The organism is Sulfitobacter undariae (genome assembly GCF_014196805.1).
Taxonomy (GTDB): Bacteria; Pseudomonadota; Alphaproteobacteria; order Rhodobacterales; family Rhodobacteraceae; genus Sulfitobacter; species Sulfitobacter undariae.
In genome coordinates, this window is the sequence record NZ_JACIEI010000001.1 from 159,641 (window position 1) to 182,738 (window position 23,098).

The 23,098-nt window shown below is 54.9% G+C and carries 26 protein-coding genes; 18 read left to right on the top strand and 8 right to left on the bottom strand.

Annotation, left to right across the window (positions count from 1 at the left end; genetic code table 11):
• Window positions 1-85 precede the first annotated feature (85 nt).
• Window positions 86-520, top strand: coding sequence for a GNAT family N-acetyltransferase (locus GGR95_RS00755; RefSeq protein WP_184561780.1), 435 nt, complete (start codon window positions 86-88; stop codon window positions 518-520).
• Window positions 521-531: 11 nt separating this feature from the next.
• Here GGR95_RS00755 and GGR95_RS00760 read toward each other — a convergent pair whose 3' ends face one another.
• A complete protein-coding gene (locus GGR95_RS00760; RefSeq protein ID WP_343042044.1) occupies window positions 532-840 on the bottom strand; it encodes a protein-tyrosine phosphatase family protein in 309 nt (102 codons plus the stop codon).
• Window positions 841-1,010: 170 nt separating this feature from the next.
• Complete coding sequence (locus tag GGR95_RS00765) at window positions 1,011-1,973, bottom strand: acetyl-CoA carboxylase carboxyltransferase subunit alpha (RefSeq protein ID WP_184561784.1); 963 nt, start codon at window positions 1,971-1,973, stop codon at window positions 1,011-1,013.
• A 104-nt stretch (window positions 1,974-2,077) separates the two neighbouring features.
• Here GGR95_RS00765 and GGR95_RS00770 point away from each other — a divergent pair, with 104 nt between their 5' ends.
• A complete protein-coding gene (locus GGR95_RS00770) occupies window positions 2,078-2,515 on the top strand; it encodes a hypothetical protein (RefSeq protein ID WP_184561786.1) in 438 nt (145 codons plus the stop codon).
• On the opposite strand, the gene GGR95_RS00775 is transcribed toward GGR95_RS00770, so the two are convergent.
• Window positions 2,509-3,108 carry a LysE family translocator gene (locus tag GGR95_RS00775; RefSeq protein WP_184561788.1) on the bottom strand — a complete coding sequence of 200 codons (600 nt, stop codon included), beginning with the start codon at window positions 3,106-3,108 and terminating at the stop codon, window positions 2,509-2,511. The two genes, GGR95_RS00770 and GGR95_RS00775, sit on opposite strands and share 7 nt — an antisense overlap.
• A gap of 71 nt (window positions 3,109-3,179) precedes the next feature.
• On the opposite strand from GGR95_RS00775, the gene GGR95_RS00780 reads away from it, so the two are divergent.
• Window positions 3,180-3,632 (top strand): Lrp/AsnC family transcriptional regulator, encoded by a 453-nt coding sequence (locus GGR95_RS00780; RefSeq protein ID WP_184561790.1) that lies wholly within the window; start codon window positions 3,180-3,182, stop codon window positions 3,630-3,632.
• Window positions 3,633-3,710: 78 nt separating this feature from the next.
• Entirely contained in the window at window positions 3,711-4,307 is a 597-nt protein-coding gene (locus tag GGR95_RS00785) for a LysE family translocator (RefSeq protein WP_184561792.1), read from the top strand.
• A 68-nt stretch (window positions 4,308-4,375) separates the two neighbouring features.
• Here GGR95_RS00785 and GGR95_RS00790 read toward each other — a convergent pair whose 3' ends face one another.
• Window positions 4,376-5,335 carry an L-malyl-CoA/beta-methylmalyl-CoA lyase gene (locus GGR95_RS00790; protein ID WP_184561794.1) on the bottom strand — a complete coding sequence of 320 codons (960 nt, stop codon included), beginning with the start codon at window positions 5,333-5,335 and terminating at the stop codon, window positions 4,376-4,378.
• Between the two features lie 247 nt (window positions 5,336-5,582).
• On the opposite strand from GGR95_RS00790, the gene dgcN reads away from it, so the two are divergent.
• From dgcN to GGR95_RS00805, 3 genes are all read left to right on the top strand, one after another.
• The gene (dgcN, locus tag GGR95_RS00795) at window positions 5,583-6,584 is read left to right on the top strand and encodes an N-acetyltransferase DgcN (protein ID WP_184561796.1); all 1,002 of its coding nucleotides are present in this window, start codon (window positions 5,583-5,585) and stop codon (window positions 6,582-6,584) included.
• A 108-nt stretch (window positions 6,585-6,692) separates the two neighbouring features.
• A complete protein-coding gene (dgcA, locus tag GGR95_RS00800; protein ID WP_184561798.1) occupies window positions 6,693-7,658 on the top strand; it encodes an N-acetyl-D-Glu racemase DgcA in 966 nt (321 codons plus the stop codon).
• 4 nt (window positions 7,659-7,662) lie between these two features.
• Window positions 7,663-8,523: a D-amino-acid transaminase gene (locus GGR95_RS00805; RefSeq protein ID WP_184561800.1), complete on the top strand. Its 861-nt coding sequence runs from the start codon at window positions 7,663-7,665 to the stop codon at window positions 8,521-8,523.
• Between the two features lie 47 nt (window positions 8,524-8,570).
• On the opposite strand, the gene GGR95_RS00810 is transcribed toward GGR95_RS00805, so the two are convergent.
• Both GGR95_RS00810 and GGR95_RS00815 read right to left on the bottom strand, forming a co-directional pair.
• Window positions 8,571-11,027 (bottom strand): calcium-binding protein, encoded by a 2,457-nt coding sequence (locus GGR95_RS00810; RefSeq protein WP_184561802.1) that lies wholly within the window; start codon window positions 11,025-11,027, stop codon window positions 8,571-8,573.
• 153 nt (window positions 11,028-11,180) lie between these two features.
• Entirely contained in the window at window positions 11,181-11,498 is a 318-nt protein-coding gene (locus tag GGR95_RS00815) for a DUF1244 domain-containing protein (RefSeq protein WP_184561804.1), read from the bottom strand.
• 184 nt (window positions 11,499-11,682) lie between these two features.
• Between GGR95_RS00815 and pyk the strand changes: the two genes are divergently transcribed.
• The 4 genes from pyk (at window position 11,683) to rplT (ending at window position 14,100) form a co-directional block, all read left to right on the top strand.
• Window positions 11,683-13,128, top strand: coding sequence for a pyruvate kinase (gene pyk / locus GGR95_RS00820; protein ID WP_184561806.1), 1,446 nt, complete (start codon window positions 11,683-11,685; stop codon window positions 13,126-13,128).
• A 49-nt stretch (window positions 13,129-13,177) separates the two neighbouring features.
• Window positions 13,178-13,402 (top strand): hypothetical protein, encoded by a 225-nt coding sequence (locus GGR95_RS00825; RefSeq protein WP_184561808.1) that lies wholly within the window; start codon window positions 13,178-13,180, stop codon window positions 13,400-13,402.
• A 120-nt stretch (window positions 13,403-13,522) separates the two neighbouring features.
• Window positions 13,523-13,723, top strand: a complete 201-nt coding sequence (gene rpmI / locus GGR95_RS00830) for a 50S ribosomal protein L35 (protein ID WP_184561810.1) — start codon at window positions 13,523-13,525, stop codon at window positions 13,721-13,723.
• Window positions 13,724-13,734: 11 nt separating this feature from the next.
• On the top strand, window positions 13,735-14,100 hold the full coding sequence (gene rplT / locus GGR95_RS00835; protein WP_184561812.1) for a 50S ribosomal protein L20: 366 nt from the start codon (window positions 13,735-13,737) through the stop codon (window positions 14,098-14,100).
• Window positions 14,101-14,169: 69 nt separating this feature from the next.
• Here the strand turns inward: rplT and GGR95_RS00840 are convergent, their stop codons facing one another.
• Window positions 14,170-14,757 (bottom strand): NAD(P)H-dependent oxidoreductase, encoded by a 588-nt coding sequence (locus tag GGR95_RS00840; protein ID WP_184561814.1) that lies wholly within the window; start codon window positions 14,755-14,757, stop codon window positions 14,170-14,172.
• Window positions 14,758-14,858: 101 nt separating this feature from the next.
• On the opposite strand from GGR95_RS00840, the gene GGR95_RS00845 reads away from it, so the two are divergent.
• The 5 genes from GGR95_RS00845 to mscL all read left to right on the top strand — a co-directional run bounded on the left by GGR95_RS00845 (window position 14,859) and on the right by mscL (window position 20,518).
• On the top strand, window positions 14,859-15,437 hold the full coding sequence (locus GGR95_RS00845) for a TetR/AcrR family transcriptional regulator (RefSeq protein ID WP_184561816.1): 579 nt from the start codon (window positions 14,859-14,861) through the stop codon (window positions 15,435-15,437).
• 102 nt (window positions 15,438-15,539) lie between these two features.
• The gene (pheS, locus tag GGR95_RS00850; RefSeq protein ID WP_184561818.1) at window positions 15,540-16,613 is read left to right on the top strand and encodes a phenylalanine--tRNA ligase subunit alpha; all 1,074 of its coding nucleotides are present in this window, start codon (window positions 15,540-15,542) and stop codon (window positions 16,611-16,613) included.
• A gap of 397 nt (window positions 16,614-17,010) precedes the next feature.
• Window positions 17,011-19,410, top strand: coding sequence for a phenylalanine--tRNA ligase subunit beta (gene pheT / locus GGR95_RS00855; RefSeq protein WP_184561820.1), 2,400 nt, complete (start codon window positions 17,011-17,013; stop codon window positions 19,408-19,410).
• A gap of 90 nt (window positions 19,411-19,500) precedes the next feature.
• A complete protein-coding gene (locus GGR95_RS00860) occupies window positions 19,501-19,944 on the top strand; it encodes a YtoQ family protein (protein WP_184561822.1) in 444 nt (147 codons plus the stop codon).
• Window positions 19,945-20,083: 139 nt separating this feature from the next.
• Entirely contained in the window at window positions 20,084-20,518 is a 435-nt protein-coding gene (gene mscL, locus GGR95_RS00865; RefSeq protein WP_184561824.1) for a large conductance mechanosensitive channel protein MscL, read from the top strand.
• 70 nt (window positions 20,519-20,588) lie between these two features.
• Here mscL and ald read toward each other — a convergent pair whose 3' ends face one another.
• Entirely contained in the window at window positions 20,589-21,704 is a 1,116-nt protein-coding gene (ald, locus tag GGR95_RS00870) for an alanine dehydrogenase (RefSeq protein ID WP_184561826.1), read from the bottom strand.
• 135 nt (window positions 21,705-21,839) lie between these two features.
• Here ald and GGR95_RS00875 point away from each other — a divergent pair, with 135 nt between their 5' ends.
• Both GGR95_RS00875 and GGR95_RS00880 read left to right on the top strand, forming a co-directional pair.
• The gene (locus tag GGR95_RS00875; protein ID WP_184561828.1) at window positions 21,840-22,298 is read left to right on the top strand and encodes an Lrp/AsnC family transcriptional regulator; all 459 of its coding nucleotides are present in this window, start codon (window positions 21,840-21,842) and stop codon (window positions 22,296-22,298) included.
• 98 nt (window positions 22,299-22,396) lie between these two features.
• Window positions 22,397-23,089, top strand: coding sequence for a COQ9 family protein (locus GGR95_RS00880; protein ID WP_184561830.1), 693 nt, complete (start codon window positions 22,397-22,399; stop codon window positions 23,087-23,089).
• The last annotated feature ends 9 nt before the right edge of the window (window positions 23,090-23,098 follow it).

Genomic DNA, 23,098 nt, shown 5'->3' on the forward strand with positions numbered 1-23,098 from the left:
CGGACAATCCCCCAATTCTTTAATCTGATTGTGCCGCCGTCTGTGCGGGCAATGGCATGGGCGGCCTGCATATGGAGCCTGACTCATGACCTTGATTCGCCCTATTCTTGAAATCGACCTTCCCGAAGTCTTGTCCATGATACACGCGCTTGCTGCGCATCATGGGGATGCTCCTGTCACAACGCTGGAGGATTTGCGCCGCGATGCGCTGGGCATGCACCCTTGGCTGCAAGTTCTGGTGGCACCGGGGCTGGGCTATGCCGCTTTATGCCCGCTGGTGCAGTTACAATTTGGTGTGCGCGGGATGGATATGCATCATTTGTTTGTAGTTGAATCTGTACGCGGTTCTGGCGTGGGGCGTGCGCTGATCGACGCATCGATTGCACATGCCAAGGCGCAGGAGTGCCGCTATCTGACAGTGGGTACGCATCCTGACAATCGCGCAGCACAGGCGGTGTACCGTGCGGCGGGGTTTGAGGATTTACCAGTCTCTGGCGCGCGGTTTCGCATGAAGTGGTGAGTTTGTTGAGTTCAGGGGGCGGGCGTTGTCATGATCTGGTGGATGAAGGCCGCTTGTTCAGCGGTGTCAGGGACGGGAACGCCGCGCATTTTTGAGACATGAGCGATGGCATGCGGGGGCGTATAGCCGAAGTGCCCCAGAACGGCGCAAACAAGCATGCCAGAGCGGCCTATGCTGGCGTAACAGTGGATCGCAATGTTGGAGCCATTGCGCAGGCGCGTTGCGGTTTCTGCGACACATATACCGAAGGCCACAGGGGCGGGCAGGTGCATATCGCGGATCGGGTGGTTGAGGAATGTGATGCCAAGTGCGGCGCAAATTTCAGGCTCGGACTAGAGGCCCAATGTTGCGGCCTCTGACGGTTCTAGCAGGGAAATAATGGTGTCGATGCCAGCGCTTTTGATGCTGTTCAAATCGTTGGGCAGTACCTGCGGGCGCGCGGTTATAAAGAGCGCGCCCGGCAGGTTGTCTATCAGGGGGTAGAGCGTGCTCAGGCGGCTAATCCGCGATCACCCATGTTCAAGTATTTGTCGCGGCGGTCCTTGATCAGTGCTTTGGGCTTTTTGCCCTCAAGAGATTTGAGCATCTCGGTGATCGCGGCTGCCACCGAAGCAATAGCTGTTTGAGGGTCGCGGTGCGCGCCGCCTTTGGGCTCGGGGATGATGTGATCATTCACGCCCAGCTGCTTGAGGTCTTGCGCAGTGAGGCGCAGGGCTTCGGCGGCTTCGCGCATTTTCTCGGCGTCTTTCCACAGGATCGAGGCGCAACCTTCGGGAGAGATGACAGAGTAGACTGAATGCTCCAACATCGCTAGACGGTTGGCGGTGGCAAAAGCGACAGCGCCGCCTGATCCGCCTTCGCCGATGACAACGCTGACCAGCGGCACGCCGATAGCGAGGCATTTTTCTGTGGCGCGTGCGATGGCTTCTGATTGACCGCGTTCTTCGGCGCCTTTGCCGGGATAAGCACCGGGGGTGTCAACAAGGGTGATCACAGGCAGGCCAAAACGGTGGGCCATATCCATCAGGCGCACGGCTTTGCGATAGCCCTCGGGACGGGCCATGCCAAAGTTCCGTTCGATCCGCGATTTGGTATCATTTCCCTTTTCATGGCCGATCACGATCACTGGCATATCGTTAAAACGGGCAAGCCCCCCCATGACGGCATGGTCATCGGCAAAGTTCCTGTCACCCGCCAGCGGCGTGTATTCGGTGAACAATGCGTCGATGTAATCTTTGCAATGGGGGCGGTCGGGGTGACGGGCCACCTGGCATTTGCGCCACGGTGTCAGGTTCTTATACAGATCATCCAGCATCTTTGCGGCTTTGACGTCCAGTGCTTTTGCCTCGGCTGTCATATCGGTGTCAGGGTCACGCCGCGCCATGGCACGCAGTTCTTCTGCTTTGCCTTCGATCTCGGCGAGGGGTTTTTCAAAATCCATATATTGGGTCATCACGCGCTCCACACTGGTGTTGTGCTTTATATGGCTGTCAATTTGACGGTTTGCAACGCGTGGCAGGCGCGTTACCCTTCGAGAAGGAAATTTGGGGACGAGTAATGAAGCATATTTTTTTGGCAATGGGCTTGTTGGTGACGCTTCCACAGTCTGGAATGGCGCAATCAATCAGCTTTGGCGATGACAGCAGCGAATGGTCTAATGACAATGAGTGTGACGACCGCCGCTTTTACGGAGCTGGTATGGCCAACGGTCTGGATGAAGACGACATCGGCAAGGACCGCACAGATTGCAAACGCGGTTTCGACATGGGGGAGCTAAAGGTCTGGGACTTTGTGCAAGCCCGTGCGGCGACCCAATGTGACAAGGTGAACTACGGTGATAATTCGTCTGAATGGGCGGGTGACGGTGAATGTGACGATTATCGGTTCGAGGGGCCGGGATCAGACGGGGTTCAACTGCGCGAAGACATTGGCAAAGATGCCAAAGACTGCCGCGCGCTTTGTGATGCAGGTAAGATTGCGTTGCGCGACTACTGAGAAGTGCCCAGCACAGGGTAAAGCGAAGTAATCAGCAGGGCGGCCATGGTCCAGTTATAGACGCGCAGGCGGCTGGGATTGGTGAGGAACCGCTGGAGTTGCTGGCCTGCGACTGTCCACATGGAAACTGAGGGCAGATTGACCACGGCAAAGATCAGGGCGCCAGCGGCCAGCCATGTCAGCCCTGCTTCGCCGACGTAAACGGTGATGGCTGTCAGGGCCATTGCCCATGCTTTTGGGTTTACCCATTGAAAAGCAGCGGCTTGCAGGAATGTCATTGGCGCACCTGCCTCTGCGCTTTTGGTGACAGGGGCGGCATTTGCGATCTTCCACGCAAGCCAGATCATATAGACCACACTGACGACTTTCAGGATGTCATAGATGACGGGGAATTGGTCAAATATCTGTACCAAGCCTGCACCAACAGCAAAGACCATCAGCATAAAGCCAATGGAGATGCCCAGCATATGTGGGATGCTGCGGCGAAAGCCAAAGTTGGCACCTGAGGCCATGAGCATCAGGTTGTTTGGCCCCGGTGTGGCGGAGCTTACAAAGGCGAAAATCGCGAGAGCGGTGAGGGTTTCATATGTCATGCGCAATGATTGATTGAAATGTGAGGCATGAAATTGCAAACTTAAGCGTAAAGTAGGAGGTTGCACAACTTATGACGGATATTGACTCAAAATCTGAGCGTATATTGCAAGTTTTGACTGCTGATGGGCGGATCAGCAATCTGGAGCTGGCCGAGCGTGTGGGGCTTTCGCCGTCAGCCTGTCTGCGCCGTGTGCAAGAGTTGGAGCGGCGCGGGGTGATCAAGGGCTACCGTGCGGTGCTGGACCGTGCCGCAATGGGGGCGGGGTTTGTGGCCTATATCGGGGTGGGGTTAAGCAACCACACCAAAGCGTCGCAAGAGGCGTTTGAACGCGCTGTTGCGCGCGCACCCGAAGTGCGGGAGTGCCACAATATCACCGGCACCATTGAGTATCTGCTGCGGATCGAATGTGCGGATTTGGCCGATTATAAACGGTTTCACACGGATCATCTGGGGGCGCTGCCGCAGGTCGCGACGATCACATCCTATGTTGTGATGGGATCGCCCAAGGATGAACGGGCTTAGGCGGCAATGCGCATGTTTCGGGTCGATTTCATCTGTTTGGTTGGCGTTTAATGCCTGAAAAACACAAGGTGTCTCGACATGATACAGAAGACAATTGCGCTTCTCCTTTTCCTCTTTCCATTGGCGTATAGCCCCGGCCCCGGCAACATGTTCTTTGCGGCCAATAGCGCACGGTTTGGATTTAGGGCAACTGTACCTGCCAATATTGGTTATCACGTTGCCACTTGGATCGTGACAGCCGCAATCGGCTTTGGTTTCATGGCCGCATTGGAACAGTTCCCGCAGGTGTTTACTGTGCTAAAAGTTGCAGGTTCTCTCTATGTGCTTTGGATTGCATGGAAAATGTTTCGCGCAGGCACGCTGGACGGGAATGAGGCCGCTAAAGCCGCGACATTTACAGACGGTGTTATCCTGCTCGTTCTGAATCCAAAGGCATATGTGATCATTGCGCTGATGTTCACCCAATTTCTGGATCAGTCAGAAATGGGAACCCTCGCCGCAGTGGTTTTGATCACTACTGTTTTCACGCTTAATAACCTCATCGTATTTTCGCTCTGGGCGTTTGTCGGAGACAGGATTTCTGGATATTTTAGAACCCCAGAAAGCGCACAAAAACTGAATGTGATGTTTGGCGGAATTCTGGCGGCGGTTGCCCTATGGATGCTGCTGTCATAGCGGGCGCTGACGGTTGAATACAAAACGGCCCGCACGAGGCGGGCCGTTTGTCTGATTTTTGGTTTGGCTTATTTGCCTGCGATCATTTCTGATTGGCGCACGATGACCTCGGCTTGTTTGATGGAGGCGATGTCCACCAGACGGCCTTTGTACACTGTTGCGCCTTCGCCGTTTGCCTTGGCGGTTTCCATCGCCGCAAGGATTTCGCGGGCTTCGGCAACTGCTTCATCAGAGGGGGTAAAGACCTCGTTTGCGGTGGCGATTTGTTTGGGGTGGATGGCCCATTTACCCACCATGCCCAATGTCGCCGAGCGGCGCGCCTGTGCGCGGAAACCTTCGTCATCCGAGAAATCACCAAAGGGGCCGTCTACGGGCAAGATGCCATGTGTGCGGCAGGCGGCGACGATGGCGGTTTGTGCCCAATGCCAAGGATCAGACCAGTGTTTCTGCCCTTCATGTAGCATGTAATAGTTTTCTTGCGTGCCGCCGATACCGGTAGTTTGCATGCCCATAGAGGCTGCGAAATCTGCCGCGCCGAGGCTCATCGCTTCTAGGCGTGGGGACGACGCTGCGATGGCTTCGACATGGGCGATGCCTGCGGCGGATTCGATGATGACTTCAAAGGCAATCCGCTTTTTGCGGCCTTTTGCAGTTTCGATCGCCGAGACAAGCGCATCAACGGCGTAGACATCCTCGGCACAGCCAACTTTGGGGATCATGATCTGGTCAAGACGCTCGGACGCTTGCTCCAGCAGGTCCACCACATCGCGGTACCAGTACGGGGTATCAAGGCTGTTGATCCGCACCGAGAGGGTTTTAGTACCCCAATCGATGGTGTTGATTGCTTCGATGATATTGGCACGGGCCATGTCTTTGTCTGTGGGCGCGACGCTGTCTTCCAGATCAAGGTTAATAACGTCAGCCTCGGAAGCGGCCATTTTGGCAAAGAGTTTGGTGTTTGAACCAGGGCCAAACAGCTGGCAGCGGTTGGGGCGGGCTGGAGGTGTTGGCTGAAGGCGGAAGCTCATGAGGAATTTTCCTTTCAAGACATAAAATGTCGTATATTTGCCCGACTTGGTTATAAAATTGCGCGACCTGCTGCAAGAGGGGATTTGCAAGCGCAGCATTTCTGTTGTGTGCAAAATTAATGCGCGATTAAGGCCAGTTGCGAGTGATATGTGCGTCCAAATCGGGTTTGACCGCGTTTATGAGATTGATTTGCGCCCGCTTTGCGTCAATTTGCGCATAACACTTTTATCAACGGAGATTCGGATCATGATTCAAACACCTTACCTGCTGTTCTTGGGCGATGCGCCGGATCAACTTGCTGCGAAAGTTGCGCAGGGCATTAAGGACTGGCGTCCTGAAAATGCTGTTGGCCAATTCCGTATGGACGGATGCAAGGCAGATCTCGGTCTTGAAGATATGACGCTGGCGCAGGCGCAGGCGGCGGGTGCCAAGACATTGGTGATTGGCGTGGCCAACCGTGGCGGACATATTTCACAGGCGTGGAAAGCCGTTCTGATTGAAGCGATTGAAGCTGGTTATGATTTGGCATCTGGCCTGCACAATCTGTTGAACGACGAGGCAGATCTGGTTGCCGCGGCTGAAAAGCACGGGCGTAGCTTGCATGACGTACGTATCCCGACAGTCGATTACCCGATTGCAAGCGGCGTCAAGCGCACAGGCAAACGTGTGCTGGCCGTAGGTACAGATTGTTCCGTTGGGAAAATGTACACAGCATTGGCGCTGGATGCAGCGATGCGTGAGCGCGGTATGAAAAGCACATTCCGTGCGACTGGCCAGACAGGTATTCTGATCACTGGCGAAGGCGTCCCGTTGGATGCGGTTGTTGCGGACTTCATGGCGGGGTCGATTGAATATTTGACGCCAGACAATGACGCGGATCATTGGGATGTGATCGAGGGGCAGGGTAGCCTGCATCATGTCAGCTATTCAGGTGTGACATTGGCGTTGGTCCATGGGGGGCAGCCGGATGCGTTGATCATCTGCCATGAGCCGACACGCACGCACATGCGCGGTTTGCCTGATTATAAAGTGCCAACAATGCAAGCGATCCGCGATGTTGCTTTGTCGCTGGCGCAGGTTGGGAACCCTGATTGTAAAGTCGTGGGCGTTTCGATTAACACGCAACATATGTCCGAAGACGAGGCGCGTGCCTATTTGGCTAAGGTTGAAGCCGAAATGGGCTTGCCGGCGGTTGACCCGTTCCGCCATGGTGCAGAGCGTTTGGCCGAGGCGTTGGAAGCTCTTTGAGCAGCTGTGCCTGAAAAGGGTGCGGAATTGAGTTTAAAGGCAAATTAGAGAAAAGGGGCGCACGCTATTTGAGATGGGGTGCGTCCTTTTTAAAAGAGAGGGTGCTTTATGCAAATTGAGGTAAGTCGGGACGTATTTCGTCTGGCGCAAGTGTTTACGATTTCGCGCGGATCGCGGACGGAGGCACAAGTGCTGACGGTTCGGATTACGGATGGCGGTGTGACGGGTATGGGGGAATGTGTTCCTTATGCGCGCTACGGCGAGACATTGGAAAGTGTGACGGCACAGGTTGAAGGATTGTCAGGCGTGCTCACGCGGGCGGCTTTGTATGATCTGTTGCCTGCGGGCGCGGCGCGGAATGCCGTTGATTGCGCCTTGTGGGATCTGGAAGCCAAGCAGACAGGCACGCCCGTTTGGGAATTGGCAGGGCTTGCACCTTTGAAGCCTGAAATCACGGCCTATACATTGTCATTGGATACGCCCGAAAAGATGCGTGAGCAGGCAGCGAAAAATGCGTTTCGGCCCCTGTTGAAAATCAAGCTGGGTACGCCTGACGACATGCCTCGCCTTGAGGCTGTGCGTGCGGGTGCGCCTGATAGTACGATTATTATTGATGCAAATGAGGGGTGGTCGGCTGCGGTCTATGCCGATCTTGCGCCGCATCTGGTACGGCTGGGCGTCGCCTTGGTTGAGCAACCTTTGCCTGCCGGTGAGGATGATGCCCTGCTCGGGATGGACCGCCCTGTGCCTGTTTGCGCCGACGAGAGCTGCCATGACCGTGCCAGCCTGCCTTCGCTGAAGGGTAAATATGATGTGGTAAACATCAAGCTGGACAAAACAGGCGGGTTGACCGAGGCGCTGGCGCTTCGCGAAGCGGCTTTGGCCGAAGGCTATGACGTGATGGTTGGCTGTATGGTTGGATCATCATTGGCGATGGCACCGGCATTACTGGTCGCACAGGGTGCGCAGATCGTAGACCTTGACGGGCCGCTATTGCTGGCAGAAGACCGCGATGCGGCAATGACATTTGATGCGGAAGGCGTACATCCCGCCAGCCGCGAGCTTTGGGGATAAGAGAATGCGGACAGTTTATTTGAACGGCGAATACCTGCCAGAGACCGAAGCTACGGTCTCGATCTTTGATCGCGGTTTTTTGATGGCCGATGGTGTGTATGAAGTCACATCCGTGCTGGACGGCAAGTTGATTGATTTTGAAGGCCATATCGTGCGCTTGGCGCGGTCTTTGGATGAGTTGGACATGCGTAATCCGATCAGCAAAGAAGATTTACTGGAAGTGCACCGCGAATTGGTGCGTGTGAACGAGATTGACGAGGGTTTGATTTACCTCCAGATCACACGTGGTTCTGCGGGCGACCGCGATTTCGCTTTCCCTGATCCCGAGACAACCGCGCCGACCATTGTGCTGTTCACACAGAACAAGCCCGGTCTGGCGGATAACCCTGCGGCCAAGAAGGGCGCGAAGATCATCAGCATCGAGGACATCCGCTGGGGCCGTCGTGACATCAAAACTGTTCAACTGCTTTATCCAAGCATGGGCAAGATGATGGCCAAGAAGGCGGGTTGCGATGATGCATGGATGGTTGAAGACGGTTTTGTGACCGAAGGCACATCCAACAATGCGTATATCGTGAAGGGTAACAAGATCATCACGCGTCAGTTGAGCAATGACATCTTGCACGGCATCACCCGTGTTGCTGTGTTGCGCATGGCCCGTGAGGCGCAGATGGAAGTTGAAGAGCGGTCTTTCTCAATCAAGGAAGCACAGCAAGCCGATGAGGCGTTCACCACTTCGGCAAGTGCCTTTGTGATGCCTGTGGTCGAATTAGACGGTGTGGCGCTGGGCGATGGTGTGCCCGGCAAAGTCGCGCTGCGTCTGCGGGAAATCTATATTGACGAGATGCGCAAAGCCGCCGTGTAGGTTAAAGTGCCGCGCTTGGGATTGTCCAAGCGCGGCACTTTGTTAGGTTATGCTGCTTCTTGATCGCTCAAGCGTGTGATCGCGACTTCGATATTCGGAAGATCGCTTTCGGTCAGCCCTTCCAGCACCGCAACGGCCTTACCGTCATAGGAAACGGTCACACCTTCTGGGGTTACTTCCAGCACTGGTTCACTGTCTTCCGACTCGCCACGGTGCAAGATTGTCAGCGTATCTTCGTCAGTGACAAAGTCAGTGATACGCACTTCTTCCACGTCAACATCTTGATAGTCGGCAACATAGAATTGATCGTCGCCTTCCCCACCGGTCATGATATCGCCAGCGTCACCGACCAGAGTATCGTTTCCATAGCCGCCATTCAGAGTGTCAACTGTACCGATTTGAACAGGGTTGTTGCCACTCAGGTCTTCTGTCGGGCCATCAAGAGCTTCGAGATGGTCATGGTGTAGGCCGCCATTAAGCTTGTTGGAGCCTTGACGATCTACGATCACATCGTCGCCACTTCCGCCACTGATGGTGTCGTCGCCTGCGTTTGCATTGGCTTCTGCGCCGTGGGAATAGGCCAGCGGGGATACGTCATCGCCGTCACCCATGGTAATGAAATCATTGCCTGTGCCGCCTGCAACTGAATCGTCACCTGCGCCAGAGAGGATCGAGTCATCCCCACGGCCACCGCGCAAGATATCGTCTTGGTCGGAGCCGTAGATTGTATCGGCACCGCGACCCGCATTTACGTCACCGCCTTCTTCGTCAACGCGCAGCAGTTCTGAAGCATCTGTGCCGATGTAGCCGTCACTGACGATTTGTTCCTCTGGTTCTGGTAGTTGCGGATTAATGTCAAAAACCGAAGCGCCGTCCTCTAGATCTTCCACGTCAACAACAGATGTCGCAATGTTCGGAATGTCGGCTTCTGTAAGACCCTTCAAAAAGGCGACCTCTTCACCGCGCCATGTTGCGCTGACGCCACCCTCGGTTTCATTATAGCTGAAATCGATTGCTTCCCCTTCGTTCGCGTCTCCGACGAGCAGTTGGAATGTATCCTCGTTGGTGTTGAAGTCGTCAACTGTCACGCTGTCAGGGGTCGTGCCATTCTCTTTGATGACACTGAACAGGTCGTTGCCTTGGCCGCCGATCATCAGATCGCCGTTGTCACCTACGATAGTGTCGCTGCCGTAACCACCGTTCAATGTATCAGCTTCGTCATCTTCGCCGAAGGCGCCGATAGAGTCATTGCCGACGTCACCAAAGATGGTGTCGCTGCCGCTCTGGTCCAGGATAAGATCTTTGCCGCTACCGCCGCGAATGAAGTCGTTGCCCGCACCATTTTCAGCTGTGCCGATGTAGGCATCGTTGCCATCACCTAGGAATACACGGTCGTTGCCTTCGCCACCGATGACAGCGTCATTCCCGCCACCTGCGAAAATCCGGTCGCTGCCGTTACCGCCATCAATGCGGTCTGCTCCGCCTTTACCTTCAATAAAGTCATTTCCGCCTTGGCCTTCGATCAAGTTGGCGCCGTCTGAGCCGATAACATGTTCGGAGCTAGAGGTGCCCAAGAAGTCGGGAGTGTCGTCTGTCAGCTGAGTTGTCTCGGTTTGTTGAGCAACAAGGTCAAAAATAGATGTACCGCTCTCTACGCCGTCCAGATCCCGAATAGATGTGTTAATGTTCGGGATGTCGGCTTCTGTGAGGCCCTTCAAAATGGCAACTTCCTCACCGCGCCATGATGCGGTGACGCCACCTTTGGCTTCATCATAGCCGAAATTGACGGCTTCCGATTCTTGTGGGGCGTTAACCAGCAGTTGGAATGTATCATCGTCGGTGTTGAAGTCATCTACTGTCACGTTTTCAGGGGTGGTGTTATCTGCTTTGATGACACTGAACAGGTCGTTGCCTTGGCCGCCGATCATCAGATCGCCGTTGTCACCTACGATAGTGTCGCTGCCGTAACCACCGTTCAATGTATCAGCTTCGTCATCTTCGCCGAAGGCGCCGATAGAGTCATTGCCGACGTCACCGAAGATGGTGTCGCTGCCGCTCTGGTCCAGGATAAGATCTTTGCCGCTACCGCCGCGAATGAAGTCGTTGCCTTCACCCTCATTGTCGCTTTCTGTGCCGATGTATGAATCGTCGCCGTCGCCAAGGAATACGCGGTCGTTGCCTTCGCCACCGAGGACAGCGTCATCGCCGTCACCTGCGAATATCCGGTCACTGCCGCTACCGCCATCAATGCTGTCGTCGCCGTCTTTACCTTCAATAAAGTCATTCCCGCCTTGGCCATCGATCAAGTTGTCGCCGTCGGTGCCGATAACATGTTCAGGGCTTGAGGTGCCCAAGAAGTCGGGAATGCCGTCTGTCAGCTGAGTTGTCTCGGTATCGGGAGTCTCAGGTACATCTGGTGTGTCGACTGTGTCGTCGTCGTCACTGTTCGTATCAATGAGAAGGGCTAGGCCAATAAGGGCGGGGAGTATGAAGAGTGCGAGCATCTGAAATAACCTCAGGTTAATAAAACGTTAACTTTGGAGGTATCTAGAAGCCAAATGAGGCGAAAATGTGAGAAAAAGAGCTGATGCCGTGTGGGAATTGACTGTTTCCGGGGTGGATCGGGCCCAAAACGGCACTACTGTGACCAAAAAGGCTCACTTACCTCCGACGTTTTCCTTAAAGGCGACAGCAAACGCCTCTTGCTGTGTGTCAGTTGATTCGTTTTGATAATTGGCTTTCCAGTCTTCCATAGTCATCCCGTAAAACAGTTCGCGGGCTTCGGTCTTGCCGATCTCTATGCCGCGTTCTGCTGCCGCCTCTTGATACCAACGCGACAGGCAGTTCCGGCAAAAACCGGCAAGGTTCATCATGTCGATGTTTTGCACGTCTGTACGGTCTTGCATCAGGTGCTGTTGGAGGCGGCGAAAAGCGGCGGCTTGCAGTTCGATTTCTTGCTGGCTGTGATCTGACATGGGGGCTCCTGTGGTTTCCTTCTAGATGGGGGGATGGAGCGCCTTGGTCAAGGTGGAGAGGTGAGTAGCGCTGTCATCTATTTGAAACCATTTTCTGGTTCACGTTCACCTGGTCCCGAAGTAAACACGGGCTATGCTTGGACTGTAGGCATATTTTATTTCTAATGATGTGAGGAAGACCGGAATGAGACGCCAACGCAATGTGAAAATCGTGGCAACGCTGGGGCCGGCTTCTGACACGCATGAGATGATAGCAGCGCTGCACAAGCAGGGCGCAGATGTGTTTCGCCTGAACATGAGCCACGGCAGCCATGAGGAAATCCGTGCCAAACACGCGATGATCCGTGCGGTTGAAGAGGAGTTGGGGTCTACCATTGGCATTCTGGCGGATTTGCAGGGACCAAAGCTGCGGGTGGGTGTTTTTGCGAAAGAGAGTGAAGATCTGGTTGAAGGTGCATCGTTCCGACTGGATCTGGACGAGACACCGGGAGATGCCAGCCGTGTTTGTCTGCCCCATCCCGAGATTTTTGCAGCATTGGAGGAAGGCGCCTCCCTTTTGGTTAATGATGGTAAGATCAGGCTCAAGGTTAAAACCTGTGGGGCCGATTTTGCTGAATGCGAAGTTGTGTTCGGCGGGGCGATCTCAAACCGCAAAGGCGTGAATGTACCCGATGTATTACTGCCGCTTGCGGCGTTGAGTGACAAAGACCGCGCTGATTTGGAATTTGTCTGCGACCTTGGCGTTGATTGGCTCGCGCTGAGCTTTGTTCAGCGGCCCGAGGATGTGGATGAGGCACGTGTGCTCACCAAAGGGCGCGCTGCGATCCTCTCCAAGATTGAAAAACCATCCGCAGTTGAGCGGTTTGATGATATTCTGGCAGTGAGCGATGGTATTATGGTCGCACGGGGTGATTTAGGGGTTGAACTGCCTGTTTCTGCTGTGCCGCCGATCCAGAAGCGATTGGTGCGCCGCTGTCGTGCCGTGGGAAAACCTGTGATCGTTGCCACGCAGATGCTGGAAAGCATGATCGACAGCCCGATGCCTACCCGTGCCGAAGTATCTGATGTGGCAACGGCGATCTATGAGGGTGCGGATGGTGTGATGTTGTCGGCAGAGTCGGCGGCAGGTAGCTATCCTCTGGAAGCTGTCGCAACGATGGATAATGTCGCCATTGAGGTCGAGCGCGACGCCACATATCGGCAGATTATCGAGGCCAGCCGCACTGCGTCACGCTCGGGCATTGCCGATGCTATGGTTTCTGCGGCACGTGAGATCGCCGAGACAACGGACGTAAAAGCGATTTGTTGCTTTACCCATTCCGGCACAACTGCCGCATTGACCGCCCGTGAGCGTCCGCGTGTGCCGATCATTGCACTGACACCACTTGTCCGCACGGCGCGGCGGCTGGCGCTCAGCTGGGGTGTGAATTGTGTCCTGACCGAAGAGCTGGACCGCTTTAAGCTGGCGGTGGTAAGTGCCGTGCGCGCAGCGCGTGAAGAGGGGTTCGCCCAAGAAACCGATTTTGTCGTGGTCTTGGCGGGTGTGCCCTTTAATGTGCCCGGTACCACGAATATCTTGCGCGTCGCTCCCTGTGATGAGCGTTTGATCTTCGCCTCCGATCCAGAGTAACTTGGAGCATATTGCTGTTTAGTTTTTTTGGTTAAGTTGGAGGTGTGCTTTGGATACTGATTTAGCACTTGTTATGGGTCTTGTGATCATTGCTGTGGCGATCCCGTCCCTTTTTTCCGCGATAACGGATCGCCGTGCACCAAGCGCCTCGATTGTGTCGATGCTTATCGGCGGCGGGCTGGTTGCTTTTGCTATACTGACCAAGGCAGGGGGCTACACGCTGGAAGGGCTTCCTGATGTCGTGGTGAATCTCATTGCGCGGTATATGCCTTGATGGGCAGATCGCCCCTTGCTTTGTGATGCTGGCCGTCCTATAGGCAGCTTTCATTCCTGCGTGGCCGGCCTCAAGTGGCATGCCGAGTCGCGCTTTCACTGTAGACTATAGGAGACAGAAATGCCCAAGATGAAGACGAAATCGAGCGCAAAGAAGCGCTTTAAGATCTCGGCGACTGGTAAGGTCATCGGCGGTCAGGCTGGTAAACAGCACGGCATGATCAAGCGGAGCAACAAATTCATCCGTAACGCACGCGGCACGACAGCATTGTCAGCGCCAGATGCCAAGATCATCAAGGGCTTTATGCCCTACGACCGCTAAGGAGAGCCGATATGTCCCGTACAAAAGGTGGTACAGTTACCCACGCCCGTCACCGTAAGGTCGTCAAGGCAGCAAAAGGTTATTACGGCCGTCGCAAGAGTACCTTTAAGGTCGCGCGTCAGGCAGTAGACAAAGCCAACCAATACGCAACCCGTGACCGTAAGGTTCGCAAGCGGAACTTCCGCGCATTGTGGATCCAGCGTATCAACGCGGCTGTTCGCGCCCATGATGCAGAGCTGACATATTCACGCTTCATCAATGGTCTGAACCTTGCCGGTATCGAAGTTGACCGCAAAGTTCTGGCTGATCTGGCCGTGAACGAACCAGAAGCATTTACAGCGATTGTAAAGCAAGCTCAGGCGTCGCTGGCAGCCTAAGGCGTCAAACGACAAAAGAATTGAGAAAAGCCGCTCCTATATGGGGCGGCTTTTTTTGTTTGGCGCGTGTTACCTTGCTGATCTGCCCAATGCGCTGATTTGCGTGAGCCAGCGGTCAACTTGCCCGGTTTTCGGGTGGCTGGCGCCTGACAAAAAGGTGAATCGTGTCGGGGTGATGCCAACAAACTTCAGGACCTGCTTTCGCAGTTGATGGACGATCGCGCTGCGGTACATCAGTGACAGAATCCAGCGCGGTGTATCCGATGTGAGGATGACACGTGCGCTGCGTCCGCTAAGCATGGGCAGGGGCATCTTGCCTGGTGGAACCCGCGAATCAAATGCGCGCCCGGGTAGGAATGTACGGTCGATTGCGCCTTTCAGCTTGGCGGGTATGCCGCCCCACCACATTGGCGTCACAAGAACCAAATGCTCACACCATTCGATGTTTTGCATCATGGTTTCCAGAGTGGGCTCAAGTGGTTTGGGGTTTTCAAAGCCGCTCAAACCATAATCGATATCAAAATCCATCTCGCTTAGATTTTGCGTGCGAACGTCATTTCCGGCGGCTTTTGCCGCAACGGCATAGGTCTGCGCCAAGGCCATGTTCAGGGATGTATCGGCAGGGTGGCCGTTTAGGATAAATATGCGTTTTGTCATGAAGACCTCAAATAATTGACCGTGGTCATTATTTGATATGGATATAATTGACCGCGGTCAACTGCAATTGAACGCAGCTCAGAAATGTGAGATGAAAACCTATGGAAAAGCAGATTCAAAAAAGAACGCTCGCCACACGGGCTAAACTGGTCGCGGCGGCTGAGGCTATCGTATCGGAAGGCGGGTTTGACGCGCTTCGGGTAGAGGAGGTGGTTTCGCGGGCAGGTGTGGCTAAGGGCACTTTCTTTGCACATTTTCGCGACAAGGATGCCTTGATGGAGCGTCTGATCGGAGCCCGTTTAGATTGTATCCTTGATGCACTGTCCGAGGTTCCAGCGCCTGTAACGGTTGGCACCATGGTGGATGAAATGCTGCCAATGCTGCATTTCATGGTCAGCGAGCGTTACGTTTTTGATCTGATATTGCGGTATTCAGGCGCTGCGTTGACCGATGATATCGGGCCAATCGGCATGTGCATCGCCCGTCACGAAACCGTGGTGATGGGGTGGTTGAATGCAGAGGGGGTGCGGCGCGATGTCCCCCTCAAGATATTGGCAGAAGGCATTCAAGCCTTTGTTTTCCAAACGCTCGGGTTGCATTTTTGTGCGCTTCATACCGATGTGCCGATACAAAGCAGGCTGCGGTCGTATCTAGAACCTTGGTTGCTGGCGCGCAGTTGATGCGACCGAACATCTGTATAGCCTCACGCCAACGTGCCGCATGGGTTGCGTTTTGCGGCGGTTCTGCTAGCAGGATTGCAACTTCTTAAGGGCGTATGTGACATGGACGATCTCAAGCAAAAATACCTTTCCCAGATTGCAAATGCGTCTGATGAATCCGGATTGGAAGACATCCGGTTGGCCGCTGTCGGCAAAAAGGGCGAAGTTGCTCTGAAAATGCGTGAACTGGGCAAGATGACACCAGAAGAACGCCAGACTGCAGGCCCTGCGCTGAATGCGCTTAAAGATGAAATTAACTCGGCTTTGGCGGCGAAGAAGGCGGCACTGGGCGATGCGGCATTGGATGAGCGCCTGCGCAGTGAGTGGCTGGACGTGACGCTGCCGTCACGCGGGCGGCCCATGGGCACGATTCACCCTGTGTCTCAGGTTACCGAAGAACTGACAGCGATCTTTGCTGAAATGGGCTTTTCCGTTGCCGAAGGTCCGCGCATTGATACCGATTGGTATAACTTTGACGCGCTGAACATTCCGGGCCACCACCCTGCACGCGCCGAGATGGACACGTTTTACATGGCCCGCGCTGAAGGTGACGACCGCCCGCCGCATGTGCTGCGCACCCATACTTCGCCTGTGCAAATCCGCACGATGGAGGCCGAAGGCGCGCCGCTGCGCATCATCTGTCCCGGTGGTGTGTACCGCGCTGACTATGACCAGACCCACACGCCGATGTTCCATCAGGTAGAAGGTTTGGCGATTGATAAAGACATCTCCATGGCGAACCTGAAATGGACGCTGGAGGAATTCTTCTCGGCTTTCTTCGAGATCGACGGCATCAAAACCCGCTTCCGCGCCTCGCATTTCCCCTTCACCGAACCATCGGCGGAAGTGGATATTCAATGTTCATGGGTCGATGGCCAATTGCGCATTGGCGAAGGCGACGGATGGATGGAAGTGCTGGGTTCTGGCATGGTCCACCCCAAAGTGCTGGCCGCTGGCGGGATCGATCCCGAGGTTTATCAAGGTTTTGCCTTTGGCATGGGGATCGACCGTATTGCGATGCTGAAATACGGCATCCCCGATTTGCGGGCGTTCTTTGATTCAGATTTGCGTTGGCTGCGGCACTATGGCTTCGCGAGCTTGGATCAGCCGAATTTGCATGGTGGGTTGAGTAGGTGAAGCGAAACCGCTCCCTACAAGTCCAGATCATACGGAAAATCCGCAATTCTTCATGCGCGAAGGTGCTTCTCAAGCGAGTTTGGTCAGATGAACATGGGAATGAATTTTCTGAAAATGAGGGCTGGACGCAAGAAGAAGTTTTCAATTTGCAACTTATGATTGGTGATGGACGACTTTTAGAGACGTATGAAAGCTCAGTTGGATCGTCATATCTGACGCCGGATCAGCCCTGCGAATATCATGTGGGGATCAGCTCAGTCGGATATGATTGGTTTGACAACTCAGTATGGTGGAAGCGCCAGATCGTATCTCTTAAGAACAACGTTCTTACTATTCTTATTTCAGTTGCTGTCGCGCTACTATCATCATGGGCACTTAAGTTTACAGGTTTAGATCAATGAAATTCACACTCTCTTGGCTCAAAGAGCACCTCGACACCACGGCTTCCGTGGATGAGATCACCTATGCCCTGACCGATCTGGGTCTGGAAGTGGAGGGGGTCGAAGACCGTGGCGCGAAGCTGCGCGATTTTACCCTTGGTTTTGTGAAATCCGCTGAAAAGCATCCCGATGCGGACCGCCTGCGCGTGTGTCAGGTGGAAACCGACGAAGGCCTGCAACAGATCATCTGTGGCGCACCCAATGCGCGCGAAGGCATCACCGTTGTGATCGCCAAGCCCGGCGTGTACGTGCCCGGCATTGATACCACCATTGGCGTGGGCAAAATCCGCGGGATTGAAAGCTTTGGCATGATGGCCTCCGAGCGCGAGCTGGAGCTGTCCGAAGAGCATGACGGGATCATTGAACTTCCGTCTGGTAATGTCGGCGACAGCTTTACCGATTGGCTGGCCGAAAATGACCCTGCCAAAGTTGACCCTGTGATCGAAATCGCCATCACGCCGAACCGTCCAGACGCCCTTGGCGTGCGCGGTATTGCGCGTGATCTGGCGGCGCGTGGTTTGGGCAAGCTCAAGCAGCGTGACGTAGATGTGGTGGCGGGGGCGTTCCCTTGTCCTGTCAGCGTCAGCATTGACGACGACACGCTGGAGCACTGTCCTGTGTTCTTTGGCCGTGTCATTCGCGGCGTGAAAAACGGGCCAAGCCCTGTTTGGTTGCAAGACCGTCTGCGTGCCATTGGCCTGCGGCCGATCAGCTTTTTGGTGGATGTGACCAACTTTTTCACCTTTGACCGCAACCGCCCGCTGCATGTGTTTGACGCGGATAAGATTGCAGGCGACGCGTTGCGCGTTCACCGCGCCAAAGGTGGTGAGACCTTGGTCGCGTTGGACGACAAAGAATACACCCTGCAAGACAGCATGATCGTGATCTCGGACGCGAATGGGGTTGAGAGCATTGGCGGCGTGATGGGCGGTTTGGCCACTGGCGTGACCGAAGACACCGTGAATGTCTTCCTTGAAGCAGCGTATTTTGATCCGGTGCGTACAGCCTACACGGGCCGCGCGCTCAAGATCAATTCGGATGCGCGATATCGCTTTGAACGCGGGATTGACCCCGAGTGGACGCCATACGGGATTGAGCACGCAACCCAGATGATCCTTGATCATGCGGGCGGTGAAGCCTCGGACGTGGTGAGTGCGGGTAAAGTGCCTGACACCAGCCGCGCCTACCGTCTGAATGCGAAACGTGTGGTTTCCTTGGTTGGTATGGAAATCCCTGAATCGACCCAGCGTCAGACGCTGACGTCTTTGGGTTTCCGTTTGGAAGGCGACATGGCGCATGTGCCCAGCTGGCGCCCCGATGTTCAGGGCGAGGCCGATCTGGTGGAAGAAGTGGCGCGGATTGCGTCCCTGACCAAGTTGGAAGGCGTGCCTTTGCCGCGTCTGACAACAGGCGTGCCGCGCCCCGTGATGTCACCTGTGCAGCGCCGCGAAGTTGCGGCTCGGCGTACGGCGGCGGCATTGGGCTATCATGAATGTGTGACCTATAGCTTCATTGACCAGCCCTCGGCGGCTCTGTTTGGTGGGGGCACTGATGCAACCCGTCTGGAAAACCCGATCAGCAATGACATGAGCCACATGCGCCCGGCCTTGCTGCCCGGTCTGCTGGCTGCCGCAGCACGCAATCAGGCACGTGGTTTTGCAGATATGGCGCTGTTTGAAGTTGGCCCTGCCTTTAGTGGCGGTGAACCGGGCGAACAGCACATGCTTGTTTCTGGCCTGTTGGTGGGGCGTACTGGTCCCAAAGACGTGTTGGGTGCTGCGCGTGACGTAGACGTGTTTGACGTCAAAGCGGACGCCGAGGCCATTCTGGCGGCAATCGGCGCACCGGCCAAAGTGCAAATTCTGCGCGGCGCTGATGATTGTTGGCATCCCGGCCGTCACGGCAAGGTTTGTCTTGGTCCCAAGAAAGTGCTGGCCATCTTTGGCGAAGTACATCCACGTATCTTGGCCGCGATGGATGTGAAGGGGCCTGCAATGGCCTTTACGATCTGGCCTGCCGAAGTGCCGCTGCCGCGCAAAGCAGGGGCCACACGCCCCGCGCTGAAGGTCAGTGATTTGCAAGCGGTCGAGCGTGACTTTGCCTTTGTTGTAGATGCGGATGTAGAAGCCCTGACGTTGGTTAACGCGGCGATGGGTGCGGATAAGGTATTGATCGAAGACGTGCGTGTGTTTGACGAATTCATCGGTGGCAGTCTGGGTGAGGGGAAAAAATCCCTTGCGTTGACCGTACGCATGCAACCGCATGAACAAACGTTGAAAGATGCGGATATCGAAGCTGTGGGGGCCAAGGTTGTTGAAAAAGTGACCAAGGCCACAGGCGGGGTCTTGCGCGGGTGATGTAACGCTGCCGCCATCCTTTGGGGTGGCGGCAGGTTTGAGAGTATTGGCAAAATCGAAATGGGGCCTGCGCCCTGAGGGGGAGAGACGATGTTGAATGTGTACCTGTCAGGCGAGATTCATACAGATTGGCGTGAGCAAATCACTGAGGGCGCTCAAGGGCTGGATATCGTGTTTTCAGGCCCTGTGACGGATCACGCGGCAAGCGATGATTGCGGTGTCGCTATTCTGGGGGCTGAGGCGGACAAGTTTTGGCATGATCACAAAGGCGCGCAAATTAATGCAATCCGCACGCGCAAAGGTATTGCCGATGCTGACGTTGTGGTTGTGCGGTTTGGCGACAAGTACAAGCAGTGGAATGCTGCCTTTGATGCCGGATATGCTGCGGCGTTGGGTAAATCACTGATCATTCTGCACGGCGCGGATCACGCCCATGCGCTCAAGGAAGTGGATGCCGCTGCTTTGGCGGTGGCCTCTGATCCGGCGCAGGTGGTGGATATTTTGCGGTATGTGTTGACGGCTAAGTTGCCCTAAAGGTCTGCGTTCTGGGCCTAAATTTTGTGTTTTCCCCATAAAAACTGACTATTAGTTTTACAGTTGTGTGGTATTGACCGCGCAATGGCGCAAAGGGTGGGAAAACCTGCGGCCGACAAACGTAGCAAGGGACAAATCAATGCTTAACGAATTCAAAGACTTTATCGCCAAAGGCAATGTCATGGACATGGCTGTTGGTATCATCATCGGCGCCGCTTTTACGGCGATCGTGACGTCGCTGGTTGGTGACCTGATCAACCCGATTATTGCACTGTTCACGGGCGGCGTAGATTTCTCAGGCTGGTATTATGTGATTGGCGGCAGCACGTCTGATTATGCTTCTATCGAAGCGGCAACAGAAGCGGGTGTTCCTGTGTTCGCGATTGGCCGTTTTGTAATGGCAGTCATGAACTTCCTGATTGTTGCATGGGTTGTGTTCATGCTGGTCAAGATGGTGAACCGCGTCAAAGCGGCTGCTGAGAAAGAAGCAGAAGTTGCCGAAGAAGCGGCTCCAGCTGGTCCAACACAAGAAGAACTGCTGGCAGATATTCTTGCAGCTTTGAAAAAAGCCTGAGTTTAACTCTGGGTTCTAAGATTGGGGGTCGCGGTTTCGCGGCCCCCTTTTTGTTGTTGCCAGTTTTCGTTTATTGGATGGCTTGTTCGGGTGTGATGCAGTCCATCCCCAGCGCCTCACCCACGGCTTTGTAGGTGATCTGGCCCGCATGCACGTTGAGACCCGCCAGCAGGTGTGGATCATCGGCGCAGGCTCGCTTCCAGCCCTTGTCGGCAAGGGACAGCATGAAGGGCATTGTGGCATTGCCAAGCGCGATAGTTGAGGTCCGTGCCACGGCGCCGGGCATGTTAGCGACGCAGTAATGCATAACACCGTCTACCTCATAGATCGGGTCTTGGTGGGTTGTGGCATGGGAGGTTTCAAAGCAGCCGCCTTGGTCAATCGCAACATCGACAAGGACCGCACCGGATTGCATGAGGCCGAGTTGGTCGCGGCTGACGAGTTTTGGTGCTGCCGCGCCGGGCACCAGTACGGCACCGATGACCATGTCCATGCGGGGCAGTAGATCAACCATGGCACCGCGATCAGAGTATTGCGTGGTCAGGCGGCCCATGAAGACATCATCCAAATAGGATAGCCGTGCGATTGAGCGGTCCAGCACGGTCACATTTGCACCCATACCAACGGCCACACGGGCGGCTGCGGTCCCCACAACACCGCCACCGATGATGGCAACATTTGCAGGGCGCACCCCCGGCACACCGCCCATCAATACGCCACGTCCTCCGTTTGCCTTTTGCAAGGTCCATGCGCCCATTTGCGGGGCAAGGCGGCCTGCGACCTCGGACATTGGCGCCAGTAGGGGCAGACCACCTGCGCGGTCAGTCACGGTTTCATAAGCGATGCATGTGGCGCCTGAGGCAATCAGGTCTTTGGTTTGCGCAGGGTCGGGGGCAAGGTGGAGGTAGGTGAATAGGATTTGCCCGTCGCGCAGCATTTTACGCTCGATGGCCTGCGGTTCTTTGACCTTTACGATCATATCCGCAGCCGCAAAAATCTCGGCGGGAGTTTCGAGGATTGTGGCACCTGCGGCAACGTAATCCGCATCCTCAAATCCTGCACCTGTGCCTGCGCCTGTTTCGATAATCACGCAGTGACCGCGATTGATCGCTTCGAGAGCGGCATTGGGGGTGACACCGACACGGAATTCTTGGGGTTTGATTTCTTTTGGGCAACCGATTTTCATTATTTTTGTCCTTCTCCACTGTTATAAATTGAGCTTGCGCCTGATTTATCGAGATTGGTGGCGATATTTGCTCGCCAACAGCTCTGTTCTTCGAATAAAGTTGAGCAATGGGCCGTAAATTCGCAAAGGTTTTGCATGATGTTGGATAGTATCGATCGAAAACTGCTTGCTGCGTTGCAAAGGCGCGGACGGATGTCGAATGCCGAATTGTCCGAGCAGGTAAATCTGTCACCTTCGGCCTGTCATCGCCGTGTCCAACGGCTAGAGGCTGAGGGATATATCCGAGATTACGTTGCTTTGCTGGATGCGCGCAAGTTGGGCGTGCCGACGACGGTGTTTGTTGAGATAACTCTATCGGGCCAAGCGGATGAGGTTCTGGATGCGTTTGAAAAATCCGTGGCGCGTATTCCAGATGTGCTGGAATGCCATTTGATGGCTGGAACTGCGGACTATCTGCTTAAGGTTGTTGCAGAGGACACCGAGGATTTTGCACGTATCCATCGTCAGTATCTGGCGCGATTGCCCGGCGTGCAGGGTATGCAATCCAGTTTTGCGTTGCGCACAGTGTGCAAGACGACGGCGTTACCCGTTTAGCTGCGCCATAGTTCAAAGCGAGAATCCTTTAACAGACCTTACAAGCGTCCTGTGCGCTGTGTTAGGTTGCGGCAGACTCACGTTTTTGGAGAACTGCCATGTCCAGTACCGAAACCTCACCCAAAGAGCTATTGTTGCAAGCGGCAATTGTGCACGTGCCTTTTGATGGGTGGTCGCAGGCCACGTTTGATGCGGCTGTTACGGATACAGGCATCGAGCGGGCAGTGGCCAATAGCATCTGTCCGCGTGGGGCAGTGGACCTTGCGTTGATGTACCATGTGCAAGGCGATGCCGAGATGGTTGCGCGGCTGCAAAGTGCTGATCTGGAGGACATGCGATTTCGGGACCGCATTGCTGCTGCAGTTCGGTATCGTTTGGAAGCGGTTGAGGACAAAGAAACCGTGCGGCGTGGCACAGCGTTATTCGCGCTTCCTGCTTATGCTGCTGATGGTGCCAAGGCGATCTGGGGTACGGCTGATGCGATCTGGAATGCTTTGGGCGATACATCCGAAGATGTGAATTGGTACACCAAACGTGCTACGCTGAGCGGGGTGTATTCATCGACCATTCTATATTGGTTGGGGGATGATAGCGAAAATCACGCGGATACATGGGCGTTTCTGGATCGCCGTATTGATGACGTCATGCAGATTGAAAAGCTCAAGGCGCAGGTGCGGGACAGCCCTGTTTTAAGTAAACTGATGGCGGGGCCGAACTGGCTATTGGGGCATATCAAAGCGCCTCAGAAGGCGTCAGGTGTCGGATTGCCAGGGCGTTGGGATCCACGTTAAAAGCCCGTT